Consider the following 17,675-nt stretch of genomic DNA (forward strand, 5'->3'; position numbering starts at 1 on the left):
CGAGGAAAATCCCCACCCTGTGTCGTCTACTGGCCGCAAGTAATCGCAAGCTCGATCGCATCGTAGTTGCCCGTTTTCAAATTGCGCACGACGGCGGTGGCACTGCGCGCGTCTGAGGAAGTCCACAACGCGGTCACTGGCCCAGCCAGCTCCACCGGCGCACTGACCTCAACCGGCTCTCGGTCGGCGATCTCGAAAGCGCGCACCACGTCCGGCGCGTCGCCATCTCCGGTTCCGGTGACCAGCAACTGGGTTTGCGCGCCGCAGGAACTCTTGACCGCCGCCAGGTCGTTGCCCCAATCGCGCGCCGAGCGCACTCCAACATCATTGACACCGTCCATCAGGTGCACGGAACCATCGGCGCGCGCGAAAACCCAGAGCGTGTATGTCGGTCGCGGAATGCCGGCGGCGGAATAAAACGCCGGCACGCTGGTCGCTTTGCCGATTGCGGGCGTCACCACGCCGGTAAAGAAATTGCGCGACGCGCCGAACAGAGCGGTCTGCACGCCGGCGATGGGCCAGGGATCGTCGCCGGGGCGGCAGTTCACCGTCAGCGGCGGTTGCGCGGTGCTGGCGCACACCACGCCGGGAAGGTAGGCGTCGAAGAGATGATCGCGCGCCAGCACCAGGCGTCCGCGCATGTCGCGCGGCCAGGCGCGCACGTGCGGGATGGCGAACTGCTGCTCGGGCGTCCAGCGGCCGGCGGTCATTTTGTAGAGCGATATGGCGGCCGGATCGAGCACGATCATGTGCGGCTCGGCGCCGGCCTGCACCTGCGCGACATCAAGGATGGGCGAATCCTGCGACCACAGTGGCGTCTTGCGAATGGCCACCAAGGGCCCGTTCAGCGCCGGCACCGAGGCTTGCGAGCGCGGTGCGGTGACCATGGCGACCTTGGTTTCGTTGGCCTGATGCACTTCGGCGACCCAGACGTAGCCCTGGGCATTTTCCGAAAGCGTGAGCTTGATGTCGGCGGCGGCGTTGGCGCCAACCACGCGCACGCCGGCGGAGCGGAGGTCGTTCTGCAAATCGCGCTTGATGACCGGAATGTAGTCGGCGGTGAGAGAGGAAACGTTGTGCACGGTGAGCGTCACCGTGCCCGGCCCGGTGATGGCGGCAATGTCGCGCGCCAGTTGGGCGCTGGGCTCTGTCCATTGCGCCGCGGCGGGGAGGCAGAATGCGAGTGCGAGTGCGGCCAGGACGCAGAGCCGGATTGCTTTGCGGGTCATGAAGCTGCGCGGATTATAACGCGGGATGAACATGGTTCCTCGTGTCGACGGTTGGCGGTCGACGGTCGACGGCCGATTGCTGCCAGCCGTCGACCGTAGACCGTAGACTCGTTTCACTGCTGGCCCTGTTTCCCGCGCGGCGGCGGATCGTCTTCGCCTCCAGACTGCGGCGGCGCGCCCATGCTGCGGAACACGTCGTTGGCGAAGAAGAATTTCCCGTCGGAAGGAACCATCATCACCTGGATCTTGTCGGAGAGTCGCTCGGCAACGATCTTGTTGATGAGCAGCGGATTCTGCTTGAGCACCAGCGCTTCCGACTTCATGCGCTCGGCGTCGGCGGCGGCGGTGACACGGATGCGGTTGGCCTCGGCGTCGGCGAGCAGGTTGCGGCGCTCCAGTTCCGCCTTGCTGTCAATCACCTTGGCTTGCGCGGCGGCTTCGGCGTTCTTGATGGTGGTTTCCTTGCGCGCTTCGGCTTCCAGCCGCGATTGCTCGATCTGCTTCTGCTTCAGCGGCAGGGTGTACTGCATGGCGTCGGATTCGCCCTTGGCCTGCAGCACGCGGACCTGCGCCTGTCCTTCGGCGCCCTTCACTTCGCGCACCTTTTGCGCTTCCGCCTGGAGTTCGGAGATGCGCACCTGCTTCTGCTGGATCTCGGTTTCCACGCCCATGCGGTCGTTCTCCTGTTCGCGCACCAGCAGGGTTTCCAGGCCCTTGGCGTACTCCGGGGGAAGCTGGATGTCGCGCAGCATGACCTCCTTGACGCGGATTCCGTCGGGGCCGAGTTTTTGGGTGATGATTTTTTCCGCGCGCTGGCGGACCTCTTCCCGCTTGGCGGAGAAGACGTCGCGCACGGTGTAGTTGGGCACAAGTTCGCGCCACGCGCTGGCCACCACCGGAGGCACCAGTTCGGTGTCCACCGGCTGCGGCAAGTGGCTCTGAATGTGGTCGAGGCGGTTGGGATCGAGGCTGTAGCGGACGGTGATGGCGAGTCCGAGCGTCAGGCCTTCTTTTGCCTGCACGTTCAAGGGCTCGGGCTTCTTCTTGTCCATGGATTTGGCGACTTCGCTGCTTACGCCGGTGGTGTAGAGGTGGTCGCGCGTGTCGAACATCTCCACCCGATCAATGAACGGCGTGACCAGGTGCACGCCGGGGTAGAGCGTTCCGGGACGCGTCCCCACAACCTGGCTGACGCGCACGCCAGCCATTCCGCTAGGGACCACGATGATACTCAGGGCGATGAGCAGCGGCGCCCAGGCGACGGCGACCAGCGCGACCGCGGTGCGCCAGCGCAGCGGTTCGGGTTCAGGGTAGCCGGTGACGCCGCGCGTGACGCCGCGGCGGTGTTGGAGTTCGACGTACAAATCGTACGCCACGACGGCGAGCGCGGCGATGAACATCCCAATCGCGCCGGCCAGCAGCAAATACTTCAGTGCGAGCATGACTTCCTCCGTTACTTCAATTCCGAGTTACCGAAAAGATCGTCTTGCGGACGCGGCCGGGTCGCATTGCGCCGCATCGGACGCAGCAGGTGGAACAGTCCGCCGAAAATAAATTCCTCCAGCAGCAGCGCGCACATGATCGAGAAGAAAAGCCCGGCTACCGCCACCGTTGCTGTCATCGCGTCTTGCATTGCGTTCTCCTCTCGTCTCAGTAGTCAGGAATCGGCTACTGGCCTGCCGCAACTGTCGAGGTGGTCTCCGCCTGGGCAACAACCGTCTCGGTCGAGCCGAAGATCTGCGCCGTCTGGGCATCGGCTTCGGCGCGGATGGCCACCGTGTCGCCCACGCGCACCATCTCGAAAAAGTGCTCGAGGTCGCGCTTCGCCATGCGAATGCAGCCATGCGAGGCAGCCTTGCCGATGGAGCGCGGCGCGTTCGTGCCGTGAATGCCGTATCCCTTGAGGCTCAGGCCAATCCAGCGCGAACCCAGCGGATTGGCCGGCCCGGCGGGGATGACCTTGCCCGGGTGGTAGTAGGTCGGGTTGCTGAGGCGGTTGACGATCTGGAACTCGCCGTCGGGGCTGGGGCTGTCGTCGGCGCCGACCGCAACCGGGAATACCTTGAGGACGCGGCCGTCTTCCAGGACCGCGAGCTTGCGGTCGGGGATGCTGACCAGCACCTGGCGCGCGGGCTGCTGTTTCTGCGCCAGGGCGTCGGCGGTGACCATCAGCAGGACTGCCACGATCCACTTCGCCTTCGCCATCCGCATCGAGTTTCCGTTGATCTTGCTCATCGCCCTTGCCTCTCGGCTTAGGCATAGGGCACTACCGCTGCCATAACGTAAGTTATTGATAAGGTTATAGTTATTAGTGTGGCTTCAGTGCAGGATGTGTCCGGGTGGACACGAGCGTGTCAGGGGTGACACAGTGGACAAGGGCGGGGGGCAAGGCGGTAGCCATACGCGCTTGCTCACGACCGTTACTGCGGATAGAGCTTCCTCCGATGAACACGGAGTGGAATTTGTTTCATCCGTGCAGCAGGACCATGACGAGATCGCCGGAAATGAAGCTCAAGGAATCCGCTCATGGCGAAGAAGTGCTGCACGCCGCTTGAATTAAACCGAGCCGGGCGCAGATAATGCATTTCCAGCTTTTCACAACGTGATCGGCATTCTTCGGCACTAGTCAGGAGTGATTGATGAAACGGGTCATCTTGTCAGGGGCGGTAGTGTTCCTGATCCTCGCGGTACTGGCAGGCTGTGGCGGAAGTAGTAGTTCGTCGACATCGACAAGCACGGTAGTCCTCTCCATTTCGCCGACATCGGCGTCGGTGACCACCGGGTTGACGCAGCAGTTCACGGTCACGGTCACCAACACCACGAACACGGCCTTGTCGTGGTCGGTGAACGGCATCGTCGGTGGCAATTCGACGGTCGGGTTCATCTCCTCCACCGGGCTGTACACTGCGCCCAACAGTGTTCCGACTCCGAACCCGGTGACCGTCACCGCAACCTCGCAAGCGGACACCTCCGTAACGATATCCGTACAGGTGACGATTGTCGCGCCCGCGACTCCTGCGGCGCCCTTGGTTGTCGCCCCGCAAACAGTCACCGTCCCCGCCGGCGGGCAGCAGACATTTTCGGCGACGGTAAGCGGTATCCCCATCGCGGTAAATTGGACTCTGAACTGCCAGTCCGCGGTGGCGGGCGCTTGCGGAACCATTACCACGGCGGGCGTGTACACCGCGCCGCCGTCGCCGCCGCCGGGCGCCAACGTGACCGTGACTGCCACGGCGCAAGACAACAGCGTGCCGCCGGCCGGCGCCGTGATCACGGTGCAATTCTCCAACGGCACTTTGAACGGGAAATACGCCTTCACCTTCTCCGGCCAGAATGCCGGCGCGTCCTACGTGGCGGCGGGCAGCATCAGCTTCGACGGCAACGGCAACATCACCGCCGGCACGGAAGACATCAACAGTGGTGGAGCTTCAGCGGTCACCATCACGAGCGGCACCTACCACATCGGCACCGACGGACGCGGCAATGCCAATGTGGTGACGTCCGGCGGCACGGTCAACTGGCAGTTCGCGGTAGTAAACCACGCGCGCGTTTTCGTGGAACGCTTCGACTCCGGAGTGCAGAGCGCCAGCGGCACGATGGAGCTTCAGGATGCTTCGCAATTCACGCTGGCGGGGGTCACCGGAAACTATGCTTTCAACCTATCGGGCGCAAACGGCACGAACCGGCCGGGATCGCTGGCGATGGCGGGCGCGTTTGCCGCGAATGGCGGCATCATCAGCAGTGGCGCGCTGGACGTCAACAACGCCGGCAGTCCTTCGGCCGGCCTGAGCCTGGCGGGCACTTATGCCGCACCGAACGCTTCGGGCCGAGGCACCATGACTCTGAACAGCGCATTCGGCACGCAAAACCTGGCGTATTACGTGGTGGACGCCACGCACATCAAGGTGGTCGAGACGGATGCGGGCGCGCAACTGGTCGGCGACGTGTACAAGCAGCCGGTCGGCCCGTTTACCAATGCCAGCGTTCGCGGCGGGTTCGTCTTCGCGCTCCTCGGGTCCACCAGCGCCGGCGCATTCGGCGAGGGTGGAGTGCTTACCCTGGACGGCACGGGAAACGTGACCAGCGCCACGAGCACAATTGACATCAACGCACATGGCAATCCGCAGAATTCGCTGGCCGTGTCGGGCACGTACAACGTGGCCGACGCAACCACCGGAAGGACCACGGCCAATCTGACGGTCGGCGGTTCGACTTACCTATACGCGCTCTATCCGCAGACCAACGGCGCCTTAAGCATGGTTGAGATTGATACCTCCAACGTCGTCGCCGGCAGGGCGTTGGCACAAGCCCTCGGGCCCTTCAGCGGCGGGTCGTTCCAAGGTAACTACGCCTTCAATTTCACCGGGAATGACTTTGTGGTGAATCCCGGCGAGGAGGACTTGGTGGGGCAAATGCTCCCGAACGGCGGCAGCGCGATTACGGGATCGGTGGACATCAGCGATAACGGGGTACTGACGCACTCCGCCGCGCTGTCAGCTTCCTATTCCGTCACTGCCTCCGGGCACGGTGCGATTCCCTCACTCACAACGACGCCAAACGCGTTCTCGAACGCTACTTTTAACATGTACATCGCCGATAGCGGCGATGCGCTATTCCTGGAGTCGGACAGCACCCGGGTGCTGGTGGGCATCGCGCAGAAGCAGTATTGACCGGAGGAACGGGTCCAAACCAAGGGCTGCCTTGTAACGGCAGCCCTTTTTGCAACTCTTATCCTTATCGGGGGTTGATATTCACCAAGCGGTCTCGATGTGGGTGATGAAGCTCCGGCACAAAATCGCGGTTGCAGTGTGCGCGCTGCTCTGCCTGGGCGCGATACCGTGCATTGCTGTCGATACCATAACTGCGACGCAACTGGATGCCGGCTACCGCCACATGTACAACCTGCAATTCGACGAGGCGCACAAGGCATTCCAGAACTGGCAGCAGGAACATCCGGACGATCCTCTGGGCCCGGTGTCCGACGCCGCCGCTTACCTGTTTACCGAGTTCGACCGGCTGCACATCCTGGAAAGCGAACTGTTCGTTAACGACCAGAAATTCGAGAGCCGTTCGCGGCCGGCTCCCAATGCGGAATTGAAGCGGGCGTTTGAGTCACAACTGGCTAAGGCACGCCAGCTCGCGCAACAAGCGCTGGCGCGCGATCCTCACGACGTCAACGCGTTGCTCTCCAACGTGCTGGCCGACGGCCTGGAAGGCGATTACCTGGCGCTGATCGAGAAGCGGGATATGCAGGCGCTGAAATTGATGAAAGAGGGCCGCTCGATCGCGGAGCGTTTGTTGGCGGCCGATCCGGCCTGTTATGACGCGTACCTGGCGGTAGGCGTCGAGAATTACCTGCTCAGCCTGAAACCGGCGCCGGTGCGCTGGATCCTGCGCATCTCGGGCGCGGAGACGGACAAGGCAATGGGCATCGAGAAATTGCGCATCACCGCCGATAAAGGACATTACCTGCTGCCCTATGCGCGCCTGCTGCTCGCCGTCGCCGCGCTGCGCGACAACGACCGCATTCGCGCGCGCGCCTTGCTGCAGGACCTGGCGGCCAACTTCCCGCAGAATCGCCTCTACCGGAACGAGCTGGCGAAGCTGCAATAAGATGTAACCAGCGCGCGGGCCGAGCGTCTCTTGATCATGGAGATCAACCTCGGACCAACGACAACTTTTGCCGGCGGCTCGCGTTTAGACGAAATAACAGCTCTCGCAGTGGGTGTGGGTGAATTCCTCGCTTCAGGTGGACAATGAGAATAGCCGGCGCGGCCAGCGCCTTTCCACAATATGTCTACGACCAGCCGGCGATTGTCGCCGCGTTGAAGGACTACTGGGGCGAGCGGCTCGAACGCCCGGAACTCCTGGAGCGGCTGCACGCGCGCACCGGCGTGGAGCAGCGTCACCTGGTCCTGCCCACCGAAGCCTACGCCGGCTTGGACACCTGGGGAAAAGCGAACTCGCTGTGGATCGAAAAAGCGGAGGAGCTCGGCTACCAGGCAATGTGCCGCGCCATCACGCCGCTGGGCATCGCTCCCTCCGACATCCATGCGCTCTATGTCGCGTCGGTGACGGGCATTGCCAGCCCATCGCTGGACGCCAAGCTGATCAACCGCATGGAGCTGTCGCCCAATATCAAGCGCGTTCCGATCTTCGGCCTGGGCTGCGTCGCCGGCGCGGCCGGCATCGCGCGCGCCGCTGACTACGTGCGCGCCTTCCCCAAGCAGATTGCGGTCGTACTGTGCGTGGAATTGTGCTCGCTCACCTGGCGCCGCGACGATGTTTCCGCCGCCAACCTGGTTGCCACCGGCCTGTTCGGCGATGGCGCCGCTGCCGTGGTGATCGCGGGCGCCGAGAGCGGACTGCCGGGCGTGCAGATTGTCGATACCCGTTCCGTGTTCTATCCCGATACCGAGGAGGTCATGGGGTGGGACATTTCCGAGAATGGTTTCCGCATCGTGCTCTCGCCCGATGTTCCTAAAGTGGTGAAAGAGCATTTGCGGTCCGACGTTGATACGTTCCTCTCCGATCACGGCCTCAGCCGCAAGGACATCACCAGTTGGATCCTTCACACCGGCGGCCCCAAGGTCCTGGAAGCGGTGCAGGACACGCTGGAATTGCCGGACGGCGCGCTGGATGCGTCGTGGGAGTGCTTGCGCAAGGTCGGCAATCTCTCCTCGGCATCGGTGTTGTGCGTGCTGCAGGATTTTCTGGCACGTCGGCGCGGCGCTCCGGGTTCCTACAGCGTGCTCGCCGCCTTAGGACCGGGATTCAGCTCCGAGGTGGTGCTGTTGCGGTGGTGATGATGTCAGCCGTACCCCAGCGAACCGATGTATTCGTCGTCGGCGGTGGACCCGCCGGACTTGCCGCAGCCATCGCGGCCCGCCGGCAGGGGTTCCGCGTCACCGTTGCCGACGTGTTTCGCCCGCCCATTGACAAGGCTTGCGGCGAGGGACTCATGCCCGACTCCGTCGCCGCCCTGCGCGAGCTTGGCCTCGATCTCGACGATCTCGACACCGGCGCGTTTCGCGGCATTCGTTTTATCGGTGACGAAGGCGTGGTCGAAGCCGACTTCCCGCACGGCCGCGGCGTCGGCATCCGCCGGACTCTGCTGCATCAAGCCCTTGTACAAGGCGCACAGGATGCCGGCGTAACCATGTTGTGGGGCGCGCGGGTTGCGGCCGCGCGCGATGGCGCGGTGCTGGTGGAAGGCCGAGCCGTTCCGTGCGGCTGGATTATCGGCGCCGACGGTCACAACTCGCAGGTGCGCCGTTGGGCGGGGCTGAGCGGCGAACGCGAATTCGACCGCCGCCTCGGCGTGCGGCTGCATTTCGCAATTGAGCCGTGGAGCGAATACGTCGAGATCTACTGGGGCGAGCACAACCAGGCTTACGTGACCCCGATTGGAACGCGCGAAGTTTGCGTCGCGCTGCTCTCCAGGCAGCCGGTGAGCGACTTCGCATCCGCGTTGCAGGAATTTCCGGCTCTGCGCCGCCGGCTAGGAGCGGCGCACACCACCACCGAGATGAAGGGCGCGGTCACCGTGACCCGCAAGCTGAAGTCGGTGGCGCGCGGCCGGTTCGCGCTGGTCGGCGAAGCTTCCGGTTCGTCGGACGCCATCACCGGCGCGGGACTCGCCATGTCGTTTCGCCAGGCCATCGCGCTCGCGCGTGCGCTCGCCGCCGACAACCTTTCCCTCTACCAGGCGGCGCACGACGACATTCGCAGGATGCCCCACTTCATGGGCCGCACCATGCTGCTGATGGACCAACGCCCGTGGGTGCGCCGGCGTGCGTTGTGCGCGCTGACCGCGAAACCCAGCCTGTTCCGGCAGCTTCTGGCGGTTCACGTCGGAGAACTCTCGTTGCTGAAGTTTGCGATTCCCGGATTCCTGGACTTGGGGTGGGAGATCTTGACGGCATGAGAGGTTGGAGCAAGCCTATGTTGCGTCGTTCCCCAATTGCGATCGCCGCGTGTATCGTTGCGGCGGTTTGCTTCGCGGCGACAAGCTTCGCACAGGAGTTGGCGTTCGAACTTGATCCTGCGCAGTCGCACGTCGATTTTGTTCTTGCCGATGTGGTGCACACGGTCCACGGCGCTTTTCATTTGAAGAACGGTTTCCTGCGCTTCGACGCGCAGAACGGCGGCGCTTCCGGCCAGTTGATCGTGGACGCCACCACCGGCGAGAGCGGCAGCAAGGGCCGCGACCGCAAAATGCACCAGCAGGTGCTGGAGAGCGCCACCTATCCCGACATCACCTTCCAACCGCAGCACGTGATCGGAAAAATTGCGGGCGCAGGCGCGTCGCAGATGGAAATCCAGGGGCTGATGACGATGCACGGCCAGACCCACGCCATGACCGCCACCGGTCCCGTGCAGATCAATGGTGACCAGGTCTCCGCCGACCTGCGCTTCGTGGTCCCGTACCAGCAATGGGGCATGAGGAACCCGAGCGTGCTGCTGCTGCGGGTCAGCAACAAGGTTGAGATCACCGTCCACGCCGTCGGCCGGCTCATGCCGGTGGCGGCGTCTGCGGCGGCGCAAGCGGGCGCGTCCACTCACTAGCGCTCTCGAACTCTCCTGTCATCCGCACTCCTACCGATCCGCTGTATAGTGACTGGCGCACGATATCCTCAACTATGCCGAACTTCGTCACAGGGCTGCGCTGCGTTTTTTGCCGCTCGCAATTTTCTCCCCGCGTGGGATACACGTGTCCGCGGTGCGGGATCACCGGCATTCTCGATGTGCAATACGATTACCCCGCCATTCGGAAGGCGCTGACCCGCCGCAAGCTCGCGGCGCGCACCGATCACAGCCACTGGCGTTACCGCGAGCTGCTGCCCATCGCGGAGCGCGCGCCGCTTCCATCGCTGGCGGTGGGATGGACACCGATCGTCGCAGCCGGCCGCTTGGCGCGCCATTTGGGAGTTCGTGAACTGCTCATCAAGGACGACGGACGCAATCCCACCGGCTCGCTGAAAGACCGCGCCAGTTCGCTGGGCGTGGTGAAGGCGGTGGAGAAGCGCCGTAAGATCATCGCCTGCGCCAGCACCGGCAATGCCGCCTCGTCGCTGGCGGGCATGGCGGCGAGCATGGGATTGCGCAGCGCGATTTTTGTGCCGCAGCGCGCGCCCGAGCCCAAGGTGACGCAACTGCTCATCTTCGGCGCCACTGTGCTGCGCGTCGGCGGCAGCTACGAGCAGGCATACGAACTGTGCCAGCAATCCTGCGAGCGCTGGGGCTGGTACAACCGAAACTGCGCCATCAATCCTTATCTCGTCGAAGGCAAGAAGACGGTCGGGCTGGAAATCGCGGAACAGCTCGCGTGGAATCCGCCGGACTGGATTGCCATGTCGGTGGGCGACGGTTGCAGCATCGCCGGCGCATGGAAAGCGTTTCGCGAACTGAAAACCATCGGCTTGATCGCGCGCACGCCGCGCATGCTCGGAGTCCAGGCGGCGGGCGCGGCGCCCATTACCGAAGCGTTTCGCAGCCACCAGCCGATGAAGCCGATGGAGCCGAACACCATCGCCGATAGCATCGCCGTCGGCGTGCCGCGCAATTGGAAAAAAGCTGTGACGGCGATCGAGGAATCCGGCGGCGCCATGATCAATGTCGCCGACGACGAAATCCTGGATGCGATGAGCTACACCGGCCATCTGACCGGAGTGTTTGCCGAACCCGCGGCCGCCACCGCCGTCGCCGGATTGAAGCGCGCGCTCAGCGAAGGCTTGGTGCCGCGCAAGTCTCGCGCACTGGCGGTGGTGACCGGCAGCGGGTTGAAGGACATTCGCGCCGCACAGCAGGCGGCCGGCAAGCCCTTCGAAGTTCCGCCCGACGGCAGTGGCCTGGAGGAGATCCTGGCGCGCCAGAGCCTGATTCCCTCCGCAAAATCCGCCGCCACCTCATGAGCCCGAAGCCCACGCCCAATTCGCTGCTGATTCGCGACATTCACACGCTGGTCTCGATGGAGGGAAATGATTCAGATCGTGTGGCGCGGGTCTCCGACCCGCGCTCCCGGGTCAAAGACCCGGGCCACACCGGCACGCCCCTGCTCCGCGGCGCCTACATTTATTGCGAAAACGGCGAGATCAAGAAAGTCGGCACACGTGTTCCGCCCGGCCTGCGTGCCGCGAAAACCATCCGCGCGCCCTACGCCGTCGCCGTGCCGGGGCTCATCAACACCCACCACCATTTGTTTCAGACGCTGACGCGCGCCTGCACCGCCGCCGCCAATGCCGAATTGTTCGACTGGCTGACCACGCTGTATCCGCGCTGGGCGCGCATTGACGAGGAAGCGGTGCACACGGCAGCGCTGGTGGGCATGGCGGAACTGATGCTCAGCGGCTGCACAACGACAAGCGATCATCATTATCTTTTTCCGCGCGGGCAGAAGAAGCTGATTGACGCCGAGATCGCGGCGGCGCGCCGCCTCGGCATCCGCTTTCATCCCACGCGCGGCAGCATGAACGTGGGCGTCAGCCGCGGTGGCCTGCCGCCCGACTCCGTCGTACAGACCACGGGCGAAATCCTGGAAGACTCCGAGCGCGTGATTCGCAAATATCACGACCCGCGCCCGGGCTCGATGCTGCGCATCGCGCTCGCGCCGTGTTCTCCCTTCACGGTAGACGCGGAACTAATGCGCCAGACTGCCGCGCTCGCTCGCCGGCATGGCGTCCGCTTGCACACGCATCTGGCGGAGACGCGTGACGAGGAAGAGTACTGCCGCAAGCGCTTCAGCCAACGCCCGCTGGACTTTTTCCGCGACTGCGGCTGGCTGCACGAAGATACCTGGGTGGCGCACGGAATCTATTTCAACGCCGGCGAATGTGGCCGGCTGGGCCGCGCGGGGGTCGGCGTGGCGCACTGCCCGACCTCGAACATGCGCCTGGCCTCGGGAATCTGTCCGGTGGAAAAGTTGCAGCGCGCCGGATCGCCGGTCGGGTTGGGCGTGGACGGCAGCGCGTCCAACGACAGCTCCAACATGCTGGCCGAAGCGCGCCAGGCATTGCTGTTGAACCGGCTGGCGCGCGGCGCTTCCGCCATCACGGTGCATGACGCTCTGCGCATGGCCACCCTGGAGGGCGCGCGCTGTCTCGGCCGCGACGACATCGGCAGCATCGCGGTGGGCAAGCGCGCCGACATCGCGCTCTTCGATTTGCGCGACATCGGCTACAGCGGCGCCGAGGACGCGCTCTCCGCCTTGCTGCTGTGCGCGCCGACCCGCGTCAGTACCTTAGTCATCGAGGGCCGGGTGGTGGTGGAAGGCGGCGTCCTGCAAGGTGTTTCGCTTGTCCCGATCCTGCACCGTCACCGCCGCATCGCCGCAAGAATCGTTGGCCGCACTCCGCTGCTTTGATATTTTGATATATTGACCGTTTGTCTTAGCTTACCAATTTTGCAGTTCTCGCCCGTGCTCCCCCCACGCGGAGATTGGAGAACGCGGTGTTTGACCACATTCAAGCTTTCTATCAGCCGAGGAGCGTCCGCGAGGCGGTACGCCTGCTGCACAGCGGCCCGGGCCGCGTCCTTGGCGGGGGCACCGATCTTGCGCTGCTGCGCGACCGCTCTGTCCGGTTCCTGGTTGACATCAAGCATCTCGGCCTCGACTACATCCGCCGCGATGGCAATGGATGTGACATCGGGGCCGCCTGCACCATGTCGGCGCTGGAACATTCGCCGATCGTACGTGGACTCGCCGGCGGCATTCTTGCCCGCGCCGCCGCCACCTGCGGCTCCATCCAGATTCGCAACCTGGCAACCATCGGCGGAAATCTCGCCAACGGTTCCCCCGCGGCCGATACCGCGACCCCGCTGCTCGCCATGGACGCATCGGTCGTCGTGCAAACCAAAAGCGGCCGGCGGCGCATGACGCTGCGCGAATTTTTCGCCTTGCCTCTGAAGCGGCGGATCAACGGCGGACTGCTGGTGCAAATCTTCGTCCCCAAGAACAAAGGCCGGGCCGGGTGGTCGTTCCAGAAGTTCGGGCGCACGGAAACCGACATTGCCGTGGTCAATGTTGCCGCCGGCCTGGGCATCGCGCGCGATGGCACGTGCGCGTGGGCACGCATCGCGCTCGGCGCTGTTGCCCCTGCCCCGATGCGCGCGGATCAAGCGGAAGCAGTGCTCGTCGGCAAAGCCCTCACCCGCGATCTGATTGGTCGCGCCGCCGAATCGGTGGCGCGTGAAGTCCAGCCGATTACCGATCAGCGTGCCTCGGCGGAGTACCGCCGCGAGATCAGCCAGGTGCTGGCCCGCCGCGCACTGCTGGCGTGCGCCCAAGAAGCGGAGTACACCGTATGAGCGGCCGCAACGGACACGGCAAGAACGCGATTGCACTGAAGGTTCGCATCAACGGCGAATCCCGCGAGTGGACCATCGCTCCGGGCGACCTGCTGCTGGATGTGCTCCGCCGCGAAGGTTATTTCGGCGTGAAGCGCGGCTGCGAAACCGGCGAGTGCGGCTGCTGCACCGTGCTGCTGAACGAAAAGCCGGTCAACTCGTGCGTCGTCTTTGCGGCGCAGGCGAACGGCTGCGAGATCACCACCGTCGAAGCCGTCGCGCACGGCGATACGCTCGATCCCGTGCAGCAGGCGTTTCTCGACCACGGCGCGGCGCAGTGCGGCTTCTGCACGCCCGGCATGATCCTCAACACCAAGGCCCTGCTGCGGGAACATCCACACGCCGGCGAAGACGAAGTTCGCGACATGCTCTCCGGCAATTTCTGCCGCTGCACCGGTTTCAAGAAGCCGGTGGAGGCCGTCCTGGCCGTCTCGCAGAACCGCCCCAAGCATTGCGAGGCAACTCCCGCCGCAGGCCGTCACCTGGTGGTCGGGCACTCCTTGCAGAAGACCGATGGCGTGAAGCTGGTCACCGGGCGGCCGTGCTTCACCGACGACGTCCACATGCCGGGCATGCTGATCGGCAAAATCCTGCCCAGCCCGCACGCACACGCGCGCATCAAGCGCATTGACGTCAGCAGGGCCCGCGCGCTGCCCGGCGTGCATGCCGTCCTGACCTACAAGGACGTTCCGCGGGTGCCGCATACCACCGCCGGCCAGAGCTGGCCCGAACCATCGCCTTACGATACTTATTTGCTCGATTCCAAAGTCCGTTTCGTGGGCGACCGCGTGGCGGCCGTGGCTGCCGAATCGCGCGCCATCGCCGAGGAAGCGCTGCGCCTGATCAAAGTGGATTACGAAGTCCTGCCCGCCATCCTCGATATGGAGCAGGCCACCAAGCCCGGCGCGCCGGTCATCCACGACGAGCCCGACTCCACCGGCATTCACGATGCCAAGCACAACGTCGCCGCGTTCATCAAGAAAGAGCTGGGCAACGTTGACCAGGCATTCCGCCAGGCTGACGTGGTCATCGAGCGCGAATTCCGCACCCACCGCCAACAGCACGCGATGATGGAGCCGCACGTCTCCATCGCCTGGCTCGACGAAGACGGGCGGCTCACCATCCGCAGCAGCACGCAAGTGCCGTTCCACTCGCGCCGGCAGGTGGCGATGATCCTGCAACTGCCGGTGCAGAAGGTCCGGCTCATCAAGCCGCGCATCGGCGGCGGCTTCGGCGGCAAGCAGGAAATGCTGCTCGAGGACATCACCGGCGCGCTCGCGCTGGCGACACGTCGTCCGGTCAAGATCGAGTACACGCGCGAGGAAGAGTTCTATATGGCGCGCAGCCGGCATCCGCAGATCCTGAAGGTGAAGATCGGCGCCAAACGCGACGGCACCATCGTGGCCAACCAGATGTCGGTGCTCGCCACCACCGGCGCCTACGGCAGCCATTCCGCCACCGTGCAGGGCAATACCGGCAGCAAGGTGCTGCCGCTCTACCGCGCGCCTAACATGAAGTTCGACTGCATCGTGGTGTACACCAACTGCCCGGTCGCGGGCGCGTTCCGCGGGTACGGCTGCCCGCAAGGCTTCTTTGCGCAGGAAAGCGTGATTGACGAGATCGCGCACGAGCTCGGCCTGGATCCCATCGAACTGCGGCGGCGCAACCTGATCCGCGCCGGCGACATTGACGAGCTTTCCGCCCAACTCGGTGAAGGACGCAAGGGCCTGCCGCGTCACATCCGGAGTTGCGGCATGCCCGAGTGCCTGGAGCGCGGCGCCAAGGCGATTGATTGGGAGCGGAAACGAACTGCGCTGCCGGGCAAGGCGACGCATCTGCGCCGTGGCGTCGGCGTGGCATGTTCGATCCAGGGCAGCGGCATCGCCGGCGTGGACTTTGCCGCCGCTCTTTTGAAAATCAACGAAGACGGTTCCTTCAACCTGCAGGTCGGGGCGGCCGATCTTGGCACCGGCGCTGACACCGTGCTGGCGCAGATCGCTGCCGAAACGCTGGGCGTCACGCTCGACAAGATGATCGTCTGCTCCGGCGACACCGACTTCACGCCCTTCGACGTCGGCGCTTACGCCTCCAGCACGACCATCATTTCCGGCGGCGCGGTAAAGAAAGCGGCGGAAAAAGTTCGCGCCCAGATTCTCGATGTCGCCGCGCGCCTGCTCGAGGTCACGCCCGACAAGGTCAATCTCGGCAACAACGAAGCGTTCACCACCTGCGAGTGCCGCAAGGCCGTGAGTATGGCCGAGGTCGCGCGCCACGCCATGTACAAGGACAAGGTCCAGATCATGGACAGCGCCTCGCACTGGAACACCGACAGCCCGCCGCCGTTCTGCGCCACCTTCGCCGAAGTCGAAGTTGATACTGAAACCGGGAAGGTACGCGTCCTGGAACTGGTCACCGCGGTTGACTGCGGCGTTGCCATCAATCCCATGGCAGCGGAAGGCCAGAGCGAAGGCGCGGTGGCGCAAGGCCTCGGCTACGCGCTCACCGAGGAAATGCTGCTCGATGAAACCGGCCGCATGATCAACCCGAATTTTCTCGACTACAAAGTTTTCTCGGCAAAAGACATGCCCAGGCTCACGACCATCCTGGTGGAGACCGAGGAACCGCTCGGGCCCTACGGCGCAAAGTCCATCGCCGAGGTACCGATCAACGGCCCGGCGCCGGCAATTGCCAATGCGATTTACCACGCCATCGGAATCCGCTTCCGGCAGTTGCCGATCCGGCCGGAGATGGTGCTCAAGGCGCTGCACGAGCAGGAAAAACAGAAACCGCGCACCAGGCCGGCTCGCGGCGTGCGCAAGGCCGTCGCTTCGGACTAGGACATGAACCCATTCGACAACATTCGCCAGCAGCGCGCGGCCATAACCGCCGGCGCGAAAAAGTACGAGCAGCCCATGGTCCGCTTCCTGCGCGACCTGATCGCCATTCCCGCCGAGAGCTCGCAGGAAGGGCCCGTCATCCAGCGCATCAATCAGGAGATGGAACAGGTCGGCTTCGACGAAGTCCGCGTCGACAGAATGGGCAACATTCTCGGCCGCATCGGGTCCGGCAAGCGCGTCATCATGATGGACTCGCACACCGACACGGTTGGCGTCGGCGACCTCAAGGAATGGAAGTGGGACCCGTACCAGGGCAAGGTGGAGGACGGCTACGTGTACGGCCGCGGCGCCTGCGACCAGCGTTGCGGAATGGCCAGCATGGTGTACGGCGCCAAGCTGATCAAGGAACTCGGCCTGGCCGGCGATTACACGCTATGGTGCGTCGGCAGCGTGCAGGAAGAGGATTGCGACGGCCTGGCGTGGCTCTACATCCTGCGCGAAGACGGCATCAAGCCCGATTGCGTCCTCATCACCGAGCCAACCAACCTGCAGGTGTACCGCGGGCAGCGCGGGCGCATGGAGATCGAAGTCCACATCCGCGGGCGCTCCTGCCATGCCAGCGCGCCCGAGCGCGGCGACAACCCGATCTACAAGATGACCACGCTGCTGCGCGAAGTCGAGCAACTCAATACCCGGCTGCGCGACGACAAGTTCCTGGGCAAGGGCACGATCACGGTGACGCAGATTCGCTCGCTTTCGCCCTCGCTGTGCGCGGTTCCGGGATCGTGTTCGATTCACCTCGATCGGCGATTGACGACCGGCGACACCAAAGAGAGCGCGGTGGCCGAAGTTCGCGCCCTATCCGGCGCACGCGACGCCGAGATCGAGATCCTGAGATACGAAGTGCCGAGCTACACCGGGCTGGTGTATCCGGTGGAGAAGTACTATCCGACGTGGCTGGTCGAAGAAGATCATCCACTGGTGCAGTCCGCGGTGGAGACCTACCAGGCACTGCATGGCCGCGCGCCCGTCGTGGACAAATGGGTATTCAGCACCAACGGCGTGGGCTCGATGGGAATGTGCGGCGTGCCCACGGTCGGCTTTGGTCCGGGCAACGAAGTGGACGCGCACGCCGTCACCGAACGTGTCTCGATCGACCACCTGGTGCAGGCGGCGCAGTTCTACGCCGCGTTTCCGCTGGTGTACGTGCACACGCTGGAGCGCGAGCAGACGGCGAAGGCAGGCGCGCGGTAAAGGATTTCGT

14 protein-coding genes are annotated in these 17,675 nt (G+C 64.3%); 10 read left to right on the forward strand and 4 right to left on the reverse strand.

The genetic code is table 11. From position 1 onward, the window contains the following. Positions 1–26: 26 nt before the first annotated feature. The 4 genes from LAN70_01175 to LAN70_01190 form a co-directional block, all read right to left on the reverse strand. Complete coding sequence (locus LAN70_01175; GenBank protein ID MBZ5509759.1) at positions 27–1,262, reverse strand: hypothetical protein; 1,236 nt, start codon at positions 1,260–1,262, stop codon at positions 27–29. A gap of 80 nt (positions 1,263–1,342) precedes the next feature. Then, entirely contained in the window at positions 1,343–2,671 is a 1,329-nt protein-coding gene (locus LAN70_01180; protein MBZ5509760.1) for a hypothetical protein, read from the reverse strand. Between the two features lie 11 nt (positions 2,672–2,682). Beyond that, positions 2,683–2,862 carry a hypothetical protein gene (locus LAN70_01185; protein MBZ5509761.1) on the reverse strand — a complete coding sequence of 60 codons (180 nt, stop codon included), beginning with the start codon at positions 2,860–2,862 and terminating at the stop codon, positions 2,683–2,685. A 35-nt stretch (positions 2,863–2,897) separates the two neighbouring features. Further along, positions 2,898–3,464 carry a L,D-transpeptidase gene (locus LAN70_01190; GenBank protein MBZ5509762.1) on the reverse strand — a complete coding sequence of 189 codons (567 nt, stop codon included), beginning with the start codon at positions 3,462–3,464 and terminating at the stop codon, positions 2,898–2,900. Between the two features lie 404 nt (positions 3,465–3,868). Here LAN70_01190 and LAN70_01195 point away from each other — a divergent pair, with 404 nt between their 5' ends. From LAN70_01195 to LAN70_01240, 10 genes are all read left to right on the forward strand, one after another. Further along, positions 3,869–5,899 (forward strand): hypothetical protein, encoded by a 2,031-nt coding sequence (locus tag LAN70_01195; GenBank protein MBZ5509763.1) that lies wholly within the window; start codon positions 3,869–3,871, stop codon positions 5,897–5,899. A 106-nt stretch (positions 5,900–6,005) separates the two neighbouring features. Further along, positions 6,006–6,842, forward strand: coding sequence for a hypothetical protein (locus LAN70_01200; protein ID MBZ5509764.1), 837 nt, complete (start codon positions 6,006–6,008; stop codon positions 6,840–6,842). A gap of 143 nt (positions 6,843–6,985) precedes the next feature. Beyond that, a complete protein-coding gene (locus LAN70_01205; GenBank protein ID MBZ5509765.1) occupies positions 6,986–8,035 on the forward strand; it encodes a type III polyketide synthase in 1,050 nt (349 codons plus the stop codon). Positions 8,036–8,037: 2 nt separating this feature from the next. Next, on the forward strand, positions 8,038–9,156 hold the full coding sequence (locus LAN70_01210) for an FAD-dependent monooxygenase (GenBank protein MBZ5509766.1): 1,119 nt from the start codon (positions 8,038–8,040) through the stop codon (positions 9,154–9,156). 17 nt (positions 9,157–9,173) lie between these two features. After that, positions 9,174–9,797, forward strand: coding sequence for a YceI family protein (locus LAN70_01215; GenBank protein MBZ5509767.1), 624 nt, complete (start codon positions 9,174–9,176; stop codon positions 9,795–9,797). Positions 9,798–9,871: 74 nt separating this feature from the next. Beyond that, complete coding sequence (locus LAN70_01220; protein MBZ5509768.1) at positions 9,872–11,143, forward strand: threonine synthase; 1,272 nt, start codon at positions 9,872–9,874, stop codon at positions 11,141–11,143. A 56-nt stretch (positions 11,144–11,199) separates the two neighbouring features. Then, the gene (locus LAN70_01225) at positions 11,200–12,591 is read left to right on the forward strand and encodes an 8-oxoguanine deaminase (protein MBZ5509769.1); all 1,392 of its coding nucleotides are present in this window, start codon (positions 11,200–11,202) and stop codon (positions 12,589–12,591) included. An 86-nt stretch (positions 12,592–12,677) separates the two neighbouring features. After that, a complete protein-coding gene (locus tag LAN70_01230; protein ID MBZ5509770.1) occupies positions 12,678–13,535 on the forward strand; it encodes a xanthine dehydrogenase family protein subunit M in 858 nt (285 codons plus the stop codon). Next, positions 13,532–16,411 carry a molybdopterin-dependent oxidoreductase gene (locus tag LAN70_01235; GenBank protein ID MBZ5509771.1) on the forward strand — a complete coding sequence of 960 codons (2,880 nt, stop codon included), beginning with the start codon at positions 13,532–13,534 and terminating at the stop codon, positions 16,409–16,411. Before LAN70_01230 ends, LAN70_01235 begins: the two co-directional genes overlap by 4 nt. A 3-nt stretch (positions 16,412–16,414) precedes the next feature. Beyond that, positions 16,415–17,665, forward strand: coding sequence for a YgeY family selenium metabolism-linked hydrolase (locus tag LAN70_01240; protein MBZ5509772.1), 1,251 nt, complete (start codon positions 16,415–16,417; stop codon positions 17,663–17,665). Positions 17,666–17,675: the final 10 nt, after the last annotated feature.

The sequence above is a fragment of the Terriglobia bacterium genome, assembly GCA_020072845.1.
GTDB lineage: Bacteria > Acidobacteriota > Terriglobia > Terriglobales > Acidobacteriaceae > JAIQGF01.